Source organism: Limnoraphis robusta CS-951 (genome assembly GCF_000972705.2).
Window position 1 is genome coordinate 1 of sequence record NZ_LATL02000088.1, and the last position, 17,388, is coordinate 17,388.

Consider the following 17,388-nt stretch of genomic DNA (forward strand, 5'->3'; position numbering starts at 1 on the left):
GCAAGAACCCCATACCTTAAGTTTTCAAGGTTAATTGCATCGATTAGATGCTGGGTTTTTCAACTGGTTGAATACCCTGCCAGTTGAGTTATTATAGCATTAGAAAGAGCCTTATATCCCCATACCTGAAGGTAGGGGCGTGTGCGGCAATTTTTGGTAAATTGTTCGGCAACCTGCAATTTTAAGTTGTTCCATTGCCTTTCGCAGTCCGCTCATTAAACGCAACCTCAGATCATTGGTTCCAAATCGCTCTACAAACTCCTCCCACTCACAAAAATGCACTCCAGGGGGTAGATTTCCATTCTCATCAAAGTTCGGAATCACGTCCTCACATCCACAGTATAAATTGCGCCGCGATCGCGCATCAATTTTATCACACTTACCCTCTACCTCAACCTGAATGGCAGGCTGGATAGAGCATCCGCCTTGCACGCGCAAGGTTAGGGGTTAAACTCCCCTGGACTCCATTTTCCTTTGCTGTTCTGCGCTTGGAAGCTGAAATCTTTATCTGTTAAGGGTTGTAGCGGTCTATGGTTTTCTAACTGCTGCAAGGTCAACAAAAAATTTTTTTCAAAACTCGTAAAATTGACATCTTTAACTGATAGAGAAGTTAGATGTTGCATTCACTCGGAATAACTCTCTAACCAATCCACTCTATTTTTATAAACTTTAGTTCAGTTCCGTTCTAGGTTATTAAGTTGGGTAATTAAATTATGAATTTCGTCTACAGAATATCCGCTCTTACGATGGGAATCATCCTCGCCTGGGCTTTACCCTCTAGTCAGAATATAAGCGTTGCACAACAACAAACCACTCAACTCCCAAAGTTCAACTCTCCTGGATTAGAACGAGATCCAGATGATGTCCCGTGGTCTGAGGCGGTTCAAGTGGTTGATCCTTACGAAGGGAGTTATCCGGCAGTATTTGATCGAAACTATTGGAAAGTTAGTGTTTTTGGAACTCAGGGAACCCGACAAGTGATAACTTTGTGGACACCTGAGTTTGTTCGAGTTTTAATTACAGGGCCATGTGAACCCGCTGCTATGATCAAGACGTTTTGGGTTAAAGTTGAAGAACAAGTTTTTGAACTTGAGGGTAATAATAATACCTTTGCCGTCACAGATCAACTCGCTCAAGCTTTAGTGGATTCACCTAATCGCAATGTTGATATTCGATTAATTTTAGAAGGTGGAGAAACTGTCAATAGTTTAATTGGGGAAAAAACCGTCGCTGCTTGGGATTTGATTTATTCAGAACGTTAAATTAATCTCATGTCGATTGATGAAAATGATCCGCAGTCAAGACCGGATTTTCTGGCTGTTGCAGGCGCGACCGAAATTTCAGGGGTTTGAGCCTCCCAATTTTCAGAGGGTTTAATTGGTACAGTCCTTAGCGCGGGGTTGATTGCACGCTTGCTACTCAAACATCTCCAGGAATCTAGAGATTTCCTGGAAGGTGGTTATCAATTTTTGGGACAAGACGTAAATTAATATCTTTTCGGCAAAGTTACGATTTGTATCACTTATCAATACGAGCAAAAACACGGGAAAATTTTACAAAGATTTGCAAAGCTGCACTTTGTGAAACCGACTTTATATTTACGTCGAGTACCACACTAGGATGTTGAGATATTCTAGTTTTTTGTAAGATATTTACTGACTATGGAACTTTTTATTATTAGCGTTCGTACAATCCAGTAGCAAAATCGGTTCTTCGGTACTTGTTATGCTAAACTATTAGCAAACTTTTCAAATAAGTAAGTATGAAACGAGAGCTTACTAAAATCCTCAAATTGCCCGGAGTAATAGTCAAATCCAAGAAAGAAATTGAAAAAACTCTGATTTTAGAGGTGGAAGCCAGCTCTAAAATAGCTTGCTGTCCAGGTTGCCAGAAAGTTAGCGATCGTCTACACCGTCTTGGTGCGCGTTCCCATGCGCCCGCAGGTGGCGCGGTGAGTTAGTGCGTTGGGCGGGTTCCCCGACTTGAAGCAACTAACGAACCCTTTAGGGGGTCGCACCGCAAAACCATTGGCATCTAGTTAAAGATTTATCCTGGGGAGAAACCGAAGTCTTTTTAAGAGTTAATCGACGGCAATTTAAGTGTAGATATTGTTCAAAACCCTTCAGCGAAGAATTAAGTTTTGTCAAGAAAAGACAAAAGTATACGAAAAGATACGCCCGATTAGTTACAGAAGAAGTTGTTAATAGTAATTTACTGAGTGTAGCTCAGAAGCATAACTTGACCGAAGAAGAAGTAGAATCAATGATTAATCAAGTGAGTCAAGAGATTTTCCCAATTAATGTGAAGACTTTGAAGAGGCTAGGGATAGACGAGATTACCTTAGTCAAGGGACAAGGCAGGTTTATTATAGTGTTAGTTGATTTAGATACAGGGAAATTAATTGGATTAATTAAAGAAAGAAAAGCTCAAACCTTGGAAAAATATTTAACATCTTGGGGAGAAGATATTCTCAAGCAAATAGAAGAAGTAAGTATGGATATGTATAAGATGTATAAAACCATTATAGAAAAGCTTTGTCCACAAGCTGTAATCACTGTGGATAGGTTTCATGTAACTAAGCTATTACATCAAGAATTGAATTCAGGAAGAATTGAGCAAAAAAAAAGTGCTGAGTCTCTGAAAGCCAAAGCAAGGGAAAAACTATTTACCAATTTGAAAGGCAGTAAGTACATTTTATTAAAAAGAAAAGAGAATTTGAAAGAAGAACAAAAAGAAAAACTCGATACTCTCAAGAAAGCTTCGGCAATGCTGGCAGTAATGCACGAGCTTAAAGAAGAGTTTACAGCGCTCTTTGACCGGAGTAATAATTTAGGTGAGGGAACTCTTAAGCTAACAGAATGGATGCTCAAGGCTCAGGCATTTTTTCCAAAATTTGTCCGCACTCTCAAAAAATGGTTTGTCGAAGTTATCGGTTATTTTGAGCAAAAAACTACCAATGCTGTTGTCGAAGGGATTAACAATCGATTGAAAGTTTTAAAACGTTGTGGGTTTGGGTTTATAAATTTTGATAATTTCAAGAAAAGAGCTTTATTATTTTGGCATCTAGGTAATAATTCGGCATAATAAGTACCGAAGAACCCTTTCTTATAAAAATAAACTTTATCGGGTGACGTTTGACGTTCAACAATTCGATGAAACTCCCTCATTACGGTTAATGAGTTTTGGCGATCCTTTGTTTGAGGAGATATTAACAATGGCGGTTCAATGGGGAAGTTGAGAAGTATTCTACGCAAAATCAATGTCTGAATAGTTTTTATTCTCAAATTTCAGTACATCCGTATCGTGTATCATTGATTTTTCCTCTCGCAAATAAATCAAAGTTGTTCTAGATTCATCTCTGAACTTACCGCCGATTTTATGAAAACCGATTATTACCTTGATTCTAGCAAAGCAAGTCGGGCGAGAATAATACCCGATAATTTGACAACATAATCTTACAGTTTCCACCAGGGAAATAACTTCAGAAATTCCCGTGATACTTTCTGATAAACTCGTAAGGAAGGAGTTTTAATATGAGCAACACCTTCTAACCCCGGTTGCAATTGTTGATCATCATTATCAATTGTAATTCTGATTTGCAGTACCGAATTTTGTCCAGATGGATCTGACTGAATCACAGGTTGAATATCCTCAATTTTAGCTTGATATTGATGAACTGTTGCTTGGCGAGGTTTAAATATTACGGGTAAATTTTGATGAATTAAATCAATTTCTTCCTGTTGAATTTCCACCAACCCCGTTAAACGAGATAAATTAACAATACTTAAAACCTCTTTTCCAGCTTCTAAAGTTCGGTTATTGCTTAAATCTAAATCAGGAGTTGTAACAGTTCCCAATACAGTTGATTCAATTCTTAATTTTCCCTCCTGTCCTTCCAAACGCTTCAACTCCCCTTCCTGTTGAGATAATAAATATTTTTTATCCGCAATTTCTGTTAACACCGCTTCAACTTCCCGTTGAGTCGATATTCGTTCAACTGTTTTTTGTTCCACTAAACTCACCGCTTCTTCTAACTGTTTCTCTAACCCTTCAATTATTTCATTCACTCCCTCTGTTTTTGCACCGATTTGTTGTTGACGTTGATTAATTAACTGTTCTGTTTTCAAAATTTGATTCTGTTTTTGAGCAATTTTCTGTTGATGAGTTTCCAGAGAATTTTCTTGCTGTTCAATTTGATTCGTTAATTCGGAAACTTTGATTTGCCAATTGATTAAATCTTGAGAAGCTGCTCCCATAATTCCATCTAAGACTAACCCTTCTCGCTTTTCTAAAGCCAACTCAGCAATTTCTAACTGCTGTTTCAATCTTTCAATACTCTTTTCAATTCCTACCCTTTCATTTTCTAAACCCGCTTTTTCATTTTCCAGTCCTTGAATTTCGTTTTCTATTCCTTTAATTTCGCTTTCTATTCCCGCTTGTTCCTGTTGAATGGCTCGAATTCTTGCAACTCCTGATGAAAGTTTAGCTTGATTGACTTCCTCCTGTTTACGGTTTCTTTGTTCCACAGCAATTCCTTCTAAGGTTTGGGAAACTTCTAAGCGAGTTTGTGCTATAATTAACTTCTGTTCTGCTCCATTAACTGCCGTTTTTGCTTCACTAATTTTTTGTTCGGTTGCTGCTTTTTGATTCTCTAAACTAGAACTGGAAACAGTGGCTAAAAGATCTCCCGGTTTAACCGTTTGGTTAGAACGAACATACAGAGTTAATGTTCCCGCTTCTGGCATGGTAACAGATTGACGTTCTCCAACAGTTGATGTAATCATAGTAGAACCACTAATTGAATGATTAACAGGAATCATCCCAATTCCACCGAGTCCTAATAAAACTACTCCCCAAGTGATCCATTGCGTTGGAAAGGTAGAGGGTTGTGGAGTTTGTTCAACAGGAGTTTGAACGGGTTTATCTTGGGTTTGGGGTTGTTCTGGAACCGTTGGGGGAACAACTTTTAAACGGGGTTGGGAGGAGTTTTTCGGGGTAGAAGTCATGGAAGTTTAACCAATAAACAACAATTAAGATTGGGGTGAGGGTAAAATAGCGTAAATTACCCAAATCAGTAGTAAAATTAAACTGAGGGTGGGAATATGGGTCAATGACCAATCGGTAATTCTCAAAAATAAAAAGCCAAAAACAAAGTAAATGTAAGCTAAACTCAAGGGTGCATAACAGGCTAAAATGAGTGTATCCTGTTGATTTTCTAGATTGGCTTTTCCGGTGAATAAGTTTTGGTATAATTTGAAAGAGCGACTTCTAAGGTTATTAATTCCGGTTATTGCAGAAGCCAGATAATAGCCATCAAAACGCGCTAAAGGGTTGAGGTTTAAGGCGACTGTAAATAAAGCTGCTGTCATCAAGAGATAGCTGGTTGAATGTAGCCAACTACTGGGGTTTGACCAATTCCACAACAACAATGCGATCGCTGAAATGATAAACTGTACTAAGACTCCTGCTGCTATCACCAAAACCCGTTGATGGCGTTTGACCAAACAGTAACTATCTGTGGTATTGGTATAAGCGGCTGGCATGAACATCATAATTAACAACCCAATTTCGGGTACAATACCGCCATATTGTTTGAGGGTGAAAGCGTGTCCAAGTTCGTGAAGGGTAACAACTCCCATTGCTAACAGTCCAAAAGGAACGAATAGGGAACCCCCCGCATTACTTAACAGTTGTTGTCCCGTGTAGAGAATTTCATTTTTTTGGGAATAGCCAATAGTGGCAGAAGTTATGATAAATATTGTGAGTAGAAAAGCAACAGGTTGAGTCCATATCCACCGCAGTTTATCGATATGTTGGCTTAACCACTTGTCCGGGTTAAACAGGGGAACACGAAAGAATAATAACTGCATGGGGTTGAACTTGCGTTTGGGAGGTTTTGGGGGTGTAGTTCCCTCCAACATTGCAGTTACCGTGAGTTTTTGCAGTAGGAGTTTGATGTAAGTTTGAGAAACACAAAATTCCGCAGCGACAACGGAGGAGGGTTGATATTTGAGTTGGTCTATAATAGTTTTGTCTTGTTGTCCAACTTGCAGAAATTTAACATCTTCGGGGTTGCGAAGTATCCAATATCCTTCAGGATGTTCTATCCAGTGAACGCAGTCTTTGAGTTTGAGTAAGATTTTTTCTTCATTCTCCCCCTTTTTTAAGGGGGGTTGGGGGGGATATTCTTTTTCATTTACCTCCTTTTTTAAAGTTGAGTTATTGGGATATTCTTCCTCATTTTCCCAAGCTAAGATTTGCTGTTCAATGAGTTTTTGTAAAAGATTAAAGACAAAATCTTCAGGGAGATGAGTAATTTGATTTTGACAAGCTTTTTGAACCTGTGCAATTGTGAAGTTTCCGGTAAAATACCGCAATGCTAAACCTTCTTCGGGGGTAAATTGATGAGAAATAGAATAAGATTTAGATTTGAGTAGAACCGAGAGAGAGGCTTTCGGTTGGGTCAATTTCCAATAAGGCGTTAAGTCGGGTAATATCCAGTCAGACCAATCGGACTCAACCCTTTGGCTGTTTGATTTCATGGTTGATGAGTAGATGCCTTATGTTTATTTTATTCGGAAGTCTAGGGATTAATCAATCCGTAATATTAACGATTTTTTTCAACTCAATAATTTTCGGTTTCCGTAAAAATACGGAGGTTTTAGGGTTGATAGCTTTGGGAAAAAAATATGTAATCTTGGCCTAAGCAATACGCCCCTACGTTTATTTTCAGCGTTTATCTTTGGATGCCCAATATTTTCAATAACTCCAACATGGTCTGTTCAATTGTGGACAGGAGTTGAAAATTCTGAGGAGTCAAACTCAAACCTTCAAGCCAGGGTTGACAGAGTTGACTGAAGTTTTCCAGATGAGAACAAATCAGATGGGGAGCTAGTTCGCGACTACTTTCTGCCAAAACTTGAGGCGTAGCTTCTACTAAGTCCAGTAATTTGACAGCATGGGTTGATTCCCAAGTTAAATTTTTCAGGTCGTCCCAATTCATACTTGGATTGATTCCTTCGTCTTTACCCTGTCGGACTAGAGTTAAGCAACGCTGATAGATGAACTGGACGAGAGCAAAAGTATCGTTGGACTGGAGTTGACCCACGGTACTCAGATTAATCGGGGCAACTTTCGTCAGAGGAGTGCTGAAACTGTGCCAACGTAAGGCATCCATTCCGATAGCTTTGATCAATTCCTTGGGGGGAAGGTCAGAGATGGGATGGATTTGCTGGGTGGGTTTGTGAAAGGCGTAGAGTTTGAGGGGTTGAACGATGATGAATTGAAATTGCTCTTTGGTGTAGCCCAAGCATTGCATGGCTGCGGTGAGTTGGATGTCGTAACCGGTGTAAGTAGTGGGACGGATGAGGATGATTTTGTCATAGCCTTGTTGGAATATTTGATGGTAGCGGGCGATGTCTTCTAGAAGTTGGGTGTATTCGCCGTCGCGGTGTTGGAGAACGCGATCGCAGTCGTCGCCAAAGTCGGCGGTTTTGATAAACCAGTCTTTGGGTTCGTCTTTGAGGGAGGTTTGTTCAATGTCGGGGGGTAAGTCTGCTGCTAGTTGACGGGAAAGGGAGGCTTTGTAAACCTTTTGGCTGGTTTGAATTGAGTTAAAAAAGACTTCAATATTAGGTAAACTTTCTTGATTATTTGCACCTTCTGTGCTAACCGAAGTGTGGCATTTTTCTAGGATATTTTTAACAGTCGTTGTCAGGGAGCAACGAATATAAGCTGAGGAAGGAAGAGCTTCTAAAGGATATTCGGGAATGCTCAACCAAAATTTAGCCGATTTTTGGGATAATGTCATCATCATTTCACACTTTAACTAGGGATGATTTTTAATGGCTTAGTTTCTTAACTGATTACGAAATCAGTGCTAAGGATTGTTTGGCTAATTGTTCAATTACTATCGACTGACAAAGAGCTTCAATTTTGTTGTTTCCACCGATATCAAAAAATAGATGTAGCCATTCATCAGGGGAAAGGGAGAGGTTTTCTAACCAATTATGTAAGTTTTTGCTTATACCCACCAGAATTGGGCAACTGTTCTTCATAATCACATGATGCAACAACTTCAAATCCAGATGACCAAGAGTATTCAAGGATTTTAGATACTAAATCAATTTGATTTTCTTGAGTTTGTTCAGGAAAAGGATCGACTTCGATATAGTAAGGAAAGTATAAGAATCGATTGGTAGCTTCCTTACATAATTTTTGCTCAAAGCTTTCATTGTCTCTTAGCTCAATTTCTACGCTTTCTAAAGCAATAACATTTCCAGTTGACTTTGTGTTTAATAGGTTTTCCAATCCCTTTATAATGTCACTTTTATTCAACTCGGTGTTTAGAAAAATCTGGCAATAGAGGCTTTCACAAGTATTCATTTTGGTTTCATCTCCAAATTTTTATGTCTTGATTTTTTGCAAGCTGCTTTGAATGTCAAACACTTAAGACAGCTTGCATTTTCAGAAACTAATGATAAATATTGGAATGACTTTATTCAAGAGCAATCCAAGGTCCATCATCAAAATTACCACCTATTTTAATCACAGAAAGATCGACTTTCATACCTAGTTCTTGTTCTAGTTCATTTCGTAACTGTCGAAGACCTGCTTCCCCAGCAGCAATTTTTCCTTCGCTGAAGGCATACTCCTTGCTTGCTTCTTTTGCAGAACCTGGATTAGGAGTCTTAAATCGCTCTTCAACAAATTGATTGTATTGCTCAGGTGACATCCGTACAGCAATATCAATATCTGAGTCTGGATTCGCGGTACCAGCAGCACGACTTCCATGAATTCGGATATCATCACTTAGATAACTTGCCTTCTGCCGAAGTTTAGCCGATATGGAGCTATATTGTGCTTGTGTTAAGCCTTGTGGAACCTTTCTGACAGGCCCAGGAAGCATCAGAGGTGGGTCTTCTTCTTTCTTATCTTCTTTCGCAATTTGCTCAGAAGTATCATCAATTTTCTTGGCGATAGTCTTGCTGATATCATCCAAAGAATCTCCAGCAGTGGCCGCGTCATCACTGAACTTTCTGATTAAATCACCGACACCAGCTAAAGCAGGTCTAACTCCAGGCATAAGATCGAGAATCCATCCAGCAGCTTCGTCCATCGTGCTGTCGAACTTACTCCAGACTTCACCAATACCCTCAACAACATCAAGTAGGATTTCTTTCCACTTGGCTTCCTTGAATACTTTAACAACTTGCTTGGTAACATCAGGTCCTAACTTTCTTAGCAAAGCACCTATCGGCCCCTTAAGTGCTATCTTGGCAACACCTTTGATAGCATCACCAACACCTGGGAACCAACCAGCCAAGGAACCTAGCAACTCTACGAAAGTTTCTGTGTCACGTTTGCCATCGATGACAATTTTCCAAAGAGCAACAGCCGTATCGATGATATCGATCGCTTGACCGACAATCGGTACAAAACCCAGAGCGACTTTCACAACTTCTATGCCAATCTGACCTCCTGGGGAATTGAGCAGAGTGAGAATTGTGTCTAAAAGCTTCTTACCGTCATTTGCCAGTTTGTTAAGCCAATTGTCAACATCAACTTTAAGCTCAACAGCTTTTTGAACAATTCTCTCCTCTACAGCCCTCGTAGTTGCTGCAATCTGCTGGTCAATCCCATTAATCTTGTTGTAAAGATTACCTGTTTGATCTCCCAAAAGAGCAGACACGATATCAGCAACAGTTTTCTGAGCGCGAGGCTTGACGTAATCAACTGTTCCCTTAAAGTAATTGGCGATCGCACCCACACCATTCTTAACCAAGTTTGCTATGTTATCGGCTTGGGGAACAACTAGATTGTCGTAGAAATTCCAACCCCCAACACCAACATTACGAAGACTGCCAAGGTTTTTAATCGCTTCAGTCTTGAACCAATCAATCCCATTATTGATGTTTGTGACTTGAGCGTCTATTTTACCTTTTAATTCCCGTGCTAACCCTTCAATTGCACTATTGATTTCGCCTCCAGTTCTGTAGGCATTCTTCAGAGCCTCAACAAACCAAGAAACCGCATTCTTAATTTCATTTCGAGCAGAGTTAACTTTGCCTTTGATCAAACTCAGCGCACCATTAAATGCTCCTTTTGCGGTATCCTTGGCAATACGAAGAGCATCTCCAATGCCCCATACGTTGTACACCCAAGACGGAATTTGATCGAAAATTCCATTGACTAAGTTATCAAAAACGTTAGTTTCACCCGGTGAATCCAGCCAACCGAAGGCATCATTTCGTACTCCATCTAGGGCAGTATAAACCTTGTTGCGTTGCTCAGCATTCATCCGAGCAAGCAGATCGTTTAGCTCCTGCTGATACTGCCGTTTCTCAGCTTCTAAATCCCGAATTTGAGCATTAGCTTTTCCTCGTTCAGCACTCTCAAATTGATTCAGAGCAGTGTTATATATCTGCTTAATTCGCGGGTCAGCGAACGCCACACCCGGAGAAGTATTACCACCGCCGCTACCGCCACCATTGGAAGTACCACCAACTTTCCAACCCGGAGGAGGCCCAATTTCCATCTGAGACAGCTTGTGCTGGAACTTAACAACTAGCTCGTAATCAGTGGTCACACCTTTGGGACTATTGACTCGCAGCATATAAGTACCGGGAATCAAATCAGCGATAATTTGCTCATCGGTAATTCCCTCCCGCATCGAATAGGCAATCGGTTCATTTCGCACATCGTACAGAACCAAATCTGCATCAGCCAAAAGCTTTCTCAGTTCAGCCGTAATTCGACCACCGCGAGACAGCGTAAACCGATAGTAATCATCCGGCACCAAATTTCCAACAGTTTCACCCGTCAAAGATGTCTCAAACGGATCGACAGGCCCAAACTCAGGCATAGGCTTGGCAAGATACCAATCCAATCCTCCCTTACCTTGTTGCCGCGCAATTTCCGCTTGCCGCCGCAGTTCCGCCAACCGCGCCTGCTCCCGTTCGTACTCTTCCCGTTCCCGACGACGGCGTTCTTGTTCCTCTGCTAGTCTTCGAGCCTGTTCCTCTAGCTCCCGTTGATTAGCCTCTGCCTCTTGCCGACGGCGTTCCTCATCTTGCCGCAGTCGTTCTTGTTCAGCCTGGTCGTTCCTGAGTCGGTCTTCTTGTTGCTGGCGATCCCTTGCTTCTTGTTCCTGCCTTTGCCGTAATTCTTGTTCGCGACGCTGCCGTTCGGCTTCTTGATTTTGCTCGTAATTAGGGCGGTGAACTGGAAGTTTAATTACTTTTCCGGCTTGGATATAATTTGGGTTAGGAATGCCATTATGGTTAGCAATCCACCAGTAATTATTAGCAGAGCCACTGCCCATTCTCCATTCGGCAAGCTCGCTGAGAGTATCACCCCAAACAATTAGATAATCCTCCCAATCGTAATATTGACCGTTTGGTGCCCGTTCCGCGTGCGCCCAAATCTCCGGCGCTACTTTAGTTGGGTCAACCTCTTGCAAAATCGCAGGTTCAGAAGGCTCATCCCCATCGCCAAAAATCTCAGCCAATTGCCGGAAAGCCTCAATCTGCTCAGGCGTTAAATCTTCAGAATTAAACCGCTGTCCGCCAAACAACCCAAAATCAGGAGTTGCCGCATTCAAATTCACTTCGTAACCCAAATCGGCCAAAGATGCGATAGTAACAGGGCTAATCGGCGCATTCCCAGCCTTGCCGCTAAAGTTCAAATCGGCCGTCATCACCTCATCTTGGAACAGCGCCTCATTCCAGTGGAAACCAGCCGAACCTTTACCCTCAGTTTCCAGAGAAATCGCATCAGTCAAACCACCCAAATCTTTGAACGCATCAACCGCCTTGCCACCGTTATACTGAGCCAGCGGCGTACCAGCATAATCAACTAACCCTTTCGCTTCCCAGAGATTACCAAAGCCCAAAGCGTGCAGAAACTCGTGCTGCACGACGCTGAACAACTTCCCAGAACGCTCCAACTCGGCAATATCCGCTGCATCAAACTGCACTAAAGATTGAGCGGGCAACATGGTTCCGTAGCGCATGAAATCAATTTTAGTTCGCGCTTGGGTGCCGCTCGCACCGTCAATATTGGCAGTAGAAATCTTGATATTGATGTCATCAATCACCTTTCCATCCACCACCGCCGAGGGCAACCCTTTTCCAATCAAGGATGCAACGCTTTTAGCTACTGCTTCCATGATTTGTTGTTGGGAAGTTGTCAAGGGACTATCAAACTCCAAACCAATATTAAAGGGTTCCGTTGCGGTACTTTCAAACCCATACAGCATATAGGTAGCGGGACTCTCATTGCGTCGGTCAATTTTGAGAATGATTTCATCGGTTGCATTGGCAGGTAATTGCAACTGATGGCTACCTTTGCCGAGGACTTGGGTTGCTAAAACTTCTCCAGAAGGGGTGAGATAGCTGACAGACAACTCACCAGACAATACGGAAAATTCTGTTCCTTGTAAATAGCGACTATCTAGGCGATAGGTATCTGTTGGGTCAATAGGACTGACTTGATCGATAATATCCTGAGTCCCTGAAGGCAACAGTTGCACCGCCTCAGCCACACTGTTCCCGCCTGTGTCTACCGTTGTTTGGGGAACTCCGGGAGGAGTAGCAGCCGGATGGGTGGGATCTCCTGGTAGGGGTTTATTAGTGGGATTTTGAGAAATAAAGTTATCGGTGATGGTGCGTTGACCCGGTTTCACCGTGTAGAGTTGGGGTTCAGTGGCTTTAGCTAGGGTAATAGCCGCAGCGATATTGAGCAACCCTGCACCTGTCTTACTGTCCCAATTGGGTTGGGCGAGATCGGTAGCGGTGCGTTTGATAATATCAATGACTTGGGTATAGTTGAGATCGGGATTGGCAGCCCAAACTTGAGAAATAGTACCTGTTACCTTAGCGGTGGCAACGGTTGTACTGGATATTGAGCCACTATTACCATCAGCTACAATATCTAAGGCGTCTCCACTTCCAGAGTAACTCGCAGGTGCGTAGGCTTTTGGTACAGCGACAGCATTATTAACTTGTTCGGCTGCTCCAACGGTAATCAGGTTATCAAATTCTTTGGATAATTCACCCAAAGCTGACATTGTGCCAGGGTTATCTCCTGCGGAAACCACAACAATAATATTGTGTTTCTGAGCATAGGCGATCGCAGCTTCTTCTTGTGGGGTTAATTCATAACGAGTGGTTACACTTCCATCGGGGTTAATTTGGGTTAAATCTAAACTCAAATTAACCACAGCATTCGGTTGTCCTGATGCTTTGGCGGCATCAACAAATTCGACTAAAGATTCTGCCCATTTTCCTGAACCAATAGCTCGTCCAGCCCAAATCGGAGCGTTATCATTAATCCCATCAATACCAATACCGTTATTTTGTTGGGCAGCAATAATTCCTAATACATGAGTCCCATGTTCGTTGCCTTCTCCCTCCGCTAAAGTGGGGTCAGCATCGCCATCAACTTTATCACTTCCCCAGGTAATTCTAGAATAGTCAATATCAGGATTGTTGCCACTAAATCCGGTATCAATTATTCCCACTAAGGGCTGGTTTTCTGTAGCAAATTCAAATTGTACAGGAGGTTCAACGGGTGTGGGAAGAACGGGTTTTGTAATTAATTGAGTTTCCAGTCGTTCAATTAACTGTAATGTGTTGGCACTGACAGCAAAGTTTGGATTGGTTTCGGCTTGGGTTATTAAGCGATTAGTTAATTGTTCTAATTGTTGAATTAAATTGCTATTTACTGGGGTTTGCGAAAGGGTCTGATTCTGTAAATTGTAGGTCAGTTTTTCTAATCGATTAACCAGATTAACCGTTGGAGATTCAACTGTGGGGGTTGGGGGAGTTCCCGGTAAATTATTTTCAACGTCTTCAAATTCAGTTGTATCAACGGGTAAAACTGAACTTTCCGAACTATTATCGCCATCAATTAATTCCGTTTCTTCGGTTTCCTCAATACCTGAATTATCTAAATTTTTCTCAATTTCAACATTTTCTAACTGTTCAATTGCTTGAACAAAAGAAGTTTCTGAAATCTCTTGAAGTTCAGTTTCTTCTAATTCCTGTTCGGATTCTTCGGCGAGGGTAATTTCTAAATTGTTTTCAGCTTCCTCTACAATAGAGGTTTCAGAATTGTCTACAATTTCAACAACTTCGGATTCTTCAGCTTCCCCTACAACAGTTGAATTTTCTGAATTCTCCTTGATAACTGTTGGTTCAGTTTGGGAGGTAGAACTTTCTGAATCTTCCTCAGCTTCGATAACTACCGATTCTTCAGCTTCCTCTACAATAGGAGTAGATAAGTTCTCCTCTACAACAGAGGTTTCATAATTATCTGCAATTTCAACAACTTCCGACTCATCCGTTTCCTCAACAGTTAGATTTTCCGAACTCTCCTCGATAACTATTAGTTCAGTTGGGGAAGTAGAACTTTCAGAATTCTCCTCGGTTTCGATAACAAATGATTCTTCAGTTTCCTCTACAATAGAAGTCTCTAAATTGTTTTCTATTTCGGTAACTTCTGATTCTTCAGTTTGTTGAACGATAGGAGTATTTCCACTATCTTTGATTTCAACAAGTTCAGATTTTTCTGTTTCCTCTACAACAGCAGTAGATAAGTTTTCCTCAACTTCGATTTCTTCTAACTCCGATAATGATTCTTCAACAGGAGTTTCTAAGTTATTTTCAATTTCAGTAACTCCAGATTCTTCTGTTTCCTCTACAACAGCAGTAGGTAAGTTTTCCTCAACTTCGGTTTCTTCTAACTCCGATAATGATTCCTCAACAGAAGTTTCTAAGTTATTTTCAATTTCAGTAATTTCTGATTGTTCAACAGAAGTATCCAAATTATCTTCAATTTCAATAACTTCTGAATCCTCAACAACAGAAGTTTCTGAGTTATTTTCGATTTCAATAATTTCGGATTCTTCAATCTCGGATTCAGTAGATTCTACTAATTCTGTAGATTCATCTTGAGATTCTTCATCCTCTGAAAAATCGACGGTTTCATCAATAACTTCGGTATCTAAAACTTCAGAATTAGATACCTCCTCATCGCTTTCAGTTTCGGTTTCAGATTCTTCCTGATCCAGTAAATCTTCAAACTCAGTTAAGAGATCTGATAGATTATTTTCAATTTCAACAATTGGTTCTTCCGGTGTAATATAAGGTTGAGCATATTCAATTAATGCTTGACCCATATCGGAAGAACGCCAATCTTTATTCGGACTGATAACTTCATCTAAATGAACGGCTTCTCCGCTTGCTCCTCGCACCTGAAAGATGATATCATTGTAATCGTGATCACTTTTATTATCTATTCGCAAATCTTCAAATACAAAGGTATTTCCATCTCCTGTAACATCCGCAATTTGTCCGAGTTGAAAACCATCTTCAGGATTGGCGGTTGACAATGAAAATAAAGGTCGAATGGTTCCTTCTACACTGGGATTATCGAAGACTTGCTGTACTTTTCCATTGGGAACCAACATCACCGCAAATTTATCCCCCGGACGCATATTAAAGGTTTTTACACCTAAATATTCTCCCCGGTTAAAATCGGTTTCTTCCAATCCTCCGCTAAATTTTGCGCCTTCGTTTCCATCGGAAATCACAACATGACCGAGTTCAGAATCACTCAACGCACGGTTTGCTGCTTCTTTAATAAACTCTTCTAAAGTTAGGTCTAATTCCTCCATTCCTTCCAAACTGAAGATGGCGAGTTCACCCCGACCAAATCCTCCACCATCAAACAAATAATCAATTCCGATTTCCCCGGTTTCTCCGACGGTAAAGATACCGGAGTCAAAGTTTAAGTCAATAGGAGAATTAACAATTTCTTCGATAATTTCGGCGTTGCTATCGGTTTCGTTTTCGCTTTCGTTTTCGTTTACTGTATCGGTGTTGTTAGAGTCTTCAGTTTCAGAATCAGTCGATGATTCGGTTTCTTCTATTGATTCGTCTACCGAGGTTTCAGCAGTGGTTTCGGTATCTTCTGTCTCAGATTCTTCGTGTAAAGTTAACTCGTCGGAAATTTCTTCTGTTGGAGATTCTTCTAAGGTTGAATCTTTAGACGTTTCTTCTGAGGAGGACGCGGTTGCAACGGATTCTTCTGAAGTTGAAGAATTTGAAGAACTTTCTGAGGAGGATACCGTTTGAGTAATATTTTCGGTTGAACTCTCTTCAACTTCTGATGAAGATTCTGAGTCTACTTCTAAATCTTGATTGATTTCGGAATCGCTGTCGGAATTTGACTCTGTTATTTCAGCGTCGGAATTTTCGGTAAGTTCTGATGAAGATTCGGCTTCGGATGTAATTTCTTCATTAGATTCTGCTAAATCTTTCTCGGAAGTCTCAGAATTGTCTTCAACGTCTAATTCTTCTAGGTCGGTAATAAAAGGAATTTCAACTTCATCAACTTCGTCAAGGTTGGAAACTTCGACGGGGGTTAAATCTTCTTCCGATGCGGTTTCAACCTCCGAGTCAAGTTCGCTTTCTATTTCATCCAGTAATTCACTCTCAATAATAATGGGGTCTGGACTGTCATCTCCTCCATCGACTAAACCACTTGGAGTCAGTATCGATTCTAGGATAAAGGTTTCTTGAGATGGAGGTTTTTTGGATTGAGACTGGAAACCGGAAGCAGGTTGACGTTTGCTAGAAGAAAAACCGATTAAATTTTTAAGTAAACCCATAAAAAGTTAGCACAGCTTTTAGCTGAGTTGTAGTAGAACCCTGTTGCTGACCACCCCTAAAACGTTAGAAGACCTAGAGGAAATAACTAAGTCTTCTAACATAATTATTGGTAAATCTTTCTGAAGTTTTAGTTATTCCTTGCTTCTATTAAATCAGGTATTTTCCGAAAAGAGTACCGTATATTTACGGATTTTATGAAATTTTAAAAATCACCGTAAATTTACTGAATACAGAGAGCATCGCCGTCTCCGTAAATTTACTGATGAGTCAACTTATAAGTTGATTCTCAACACAATTTATCTGTCGGTTTCAAAAGTAAATTGAAAGGTCAAATTAACAGAAAATCTTGGGGGTTGTGAAGATTGATGAAACTAGACAGCAAAGTTCAAGTCAAATCACTTTTTATTGAGCGATCGCTATCACGTTAGCTATTTCTTGTCAGTTCTAGCAACAGCCAAGATGGTTAAGACTCTGGGTTAGGTTCCGTCATGCTTAAAAACGAAACGCCCTTATAATCTATGTTGGGTTGCTGTTTAGGTAGCGTTTGATTTTTTCGATAAACTAATCACTCTGTTCCGTTGTTTCTTCAGCTTCGCTCACCACCGCTATTTCTACATGATCCTGTTCTTCCAGTTCCGGGGAAGAATAGAGAATCAATCTTTTCCCGTAGCGATCGCATGACTAATGAATCATTATTAAAATCATAGATAAT

General features: G+C 40.8%; 8 protein-coding genes and 1 pseudogene. 3 read left to right on the plus strand and 6 right to left on the minus strand.

Features of this window, described 5'->3' with window-relative positions:
• Nucleotides 1-111: 111 nt before the first annotated feature.
• Nucleotides 112-432 carry a DUF6932 family protein gene (locus WN50_RS07760; RefSeq protein ID WP_407659747.1) on the minus strand — a complete coding sequence of 107 codons (321 nt, stop codon included), beginning with the start codon at nucleotides 430-432 and terminating at the stop codon, nucleotides 112-114.
• Between the two features lie 281 nt (nucleotides 433-713).
• On the opposite strand from WN50_RS07760, the gene WN50_RS07770 reads away from it, so the two are divergent.
• The 3 genes and pseudogenes from WN50_RS07770 to WN50_RS07780 all read left to right on the plus strand — a co-directional run.
• The gene (locus tag WN50_RS07770; RefSeq protein WP_152964741.1) at nucleotides 714-1,262 is read left to right on the plus strand and encodes a hypothetical protein; all 549 of its coding nucleotides are present in this window, start codon (nucleotides 714-716) and stop codon (nucleotides 1,260-1,262) included.
• A 500-nt stretch (nucleotides 1,263-1,762) separates the two neighbouring features.
• Nucleotides 1,763-1,960, plus strand: coding sequence for a hypothetical protein (locus WN50_RS07775; protein ID WP_046277379.1), 198 nt, complete (start codon nucleotides 1,763-1,765; stop codon nucleotides 1,958-1,960).
• 104 nt (nucleotides 1,961-2,064) lie between these two features.
• Nucleotides 2,065-3,084 (plus strand): annotated as a pseudogene (locus WN50_RS07780) (ISL3 family transposase); the annotation flags it as partial.
• Nucleotides 3,085-3,455: 371 nt separating this feature from the next.
• Here WN50_RS07780 and WN50_RS07785 read toward each other — a convergent pair.
• The 5 genes from WN50_RS07785 to WN50_RS07805 all read right to left on the minus strand — a co-directional run bounded on the left by WN50_RS07785 (nucleotide 3,456) and on the right by WN50_RS07805 (nucleotide 16,675).
• Nucleotides 3,456-5,006 (minus strand): HlyD family efflux transporter periplasmic adaptor subunit, encoded by a 1,551-nt coding sequence (locus WN50_RS07785; RefSeq protein ID WP_046277380.1) that lies wholly within the window; start codon nucleotides 5,004-5,006, stop codon nucleotides 3,456-3,458.
• A gap of 24 nt (nucleotides 5,007-5,030) precedes the next feature.
• Complete coding sequence (locus tag WN50_RS07790) at nucleotides 5,031-6,542, minus strand: zinc metalloprotease (RefSeq protein WP_046277381.1); 1,512 nt, start codon at nucleotides 6,540-6,542, stop codon at nucleotides 5,031-5,033.
• A 194-nt stretch (nucleotides 6,543-6,736) separates the two neighbouring features.
• Nucleotides 6,737-7,816, minus strand: a complete 1,080-nt coding sequence (locus tag WN50_RS07795; RefSeq protein WP_046277382.1) for a DALR anticodon-binding domain-containing protein — start codon at nucleotides 7,814-7,816, stop codon at nucleotides 6,737-6,739.
• Nucleotides 7,817-8,007: 191 nt separating this feature from the next.
• On the minus strand, nucleotides 8,008-8,385 hold the full coding sequence (locus WN50_RS07800) for a hypothetical protein (RefSeq protein WP_046277383.1): 378 nt from the start codon (nucleotides 8,383-8,385) through the stop codon (nucleotides 8,008-8,010).
• 112 nt (nucleotides 8,386-8,497) lie between these two features.
• Complete coding sequence (locus WN50_RS07805; RefSeq protein ID WP_046277384.1) at nucleotides 8,498-16,675, minus strand: S8 family serine peptidase; 8,178 nt, start codon at nucleotides 16,673-16,675, stop codon at nucleotides 8,498-8,500.
• Nucleotides 16,676-17,388: the final 713 nt, after the last annotated feature.

What these genes read in the sequence shown, in the direction of transcription:
- WN50_RS07785 (WP_046277380.1), bottom strand. Translation starts at nt 5,006, where the DNA reads ATGACTTCTACCCCGAAAAACTCCTCCCAACCCCGTTTAAAAGTTGTT.
- WN50_RS07790 (WP_046277381.1), bottom strand. Translation starts at nt 6,542, where the DNA reads ATGAAATCAAACAGCCAAAGGGTTGAGTCCGATTGGTCTGACTGGATA.
- WN50_RS07770 (WP_152964741.1), top strand. Translation starts at nt 714, where the DNA reads ATGAATTTCGTCTACAGAATATCCGCTCTTACGATGGGAATCATCCTC.
- WN50_RS07775 (WP_046277379.1), top strand. Translation starts at nt 1,763, where the DNA reads ATGAAACGAGAGCTTACTAAAATCCTCAAATTGCCCGGAGTAATAGTC.
- WN50_RS07795 (WP_046277382.1), bottom strand. Translation starts at nt 7,816, where the DNA reads ATGATGATGACATTATCCCAAAAATCGGCTAAATTTTGGTTGAGCATT.
- WN50_RS07800 (WP_046277383.1), bottom strand. Translation starts at nt 8,385, where the DNA reads ATGAATACTTGTGAAAGCCTCTATTGCCAGATTTTTCTAAACACCGAG.
- WN50_RS07805 (WP_046277384.1), bottom strand. Translation starts at nt 16,675, where the DNA reads ATGGGTTTACTTAAAAATTTAATCGGTTTTTCTTCTAGCAAACGTCAA.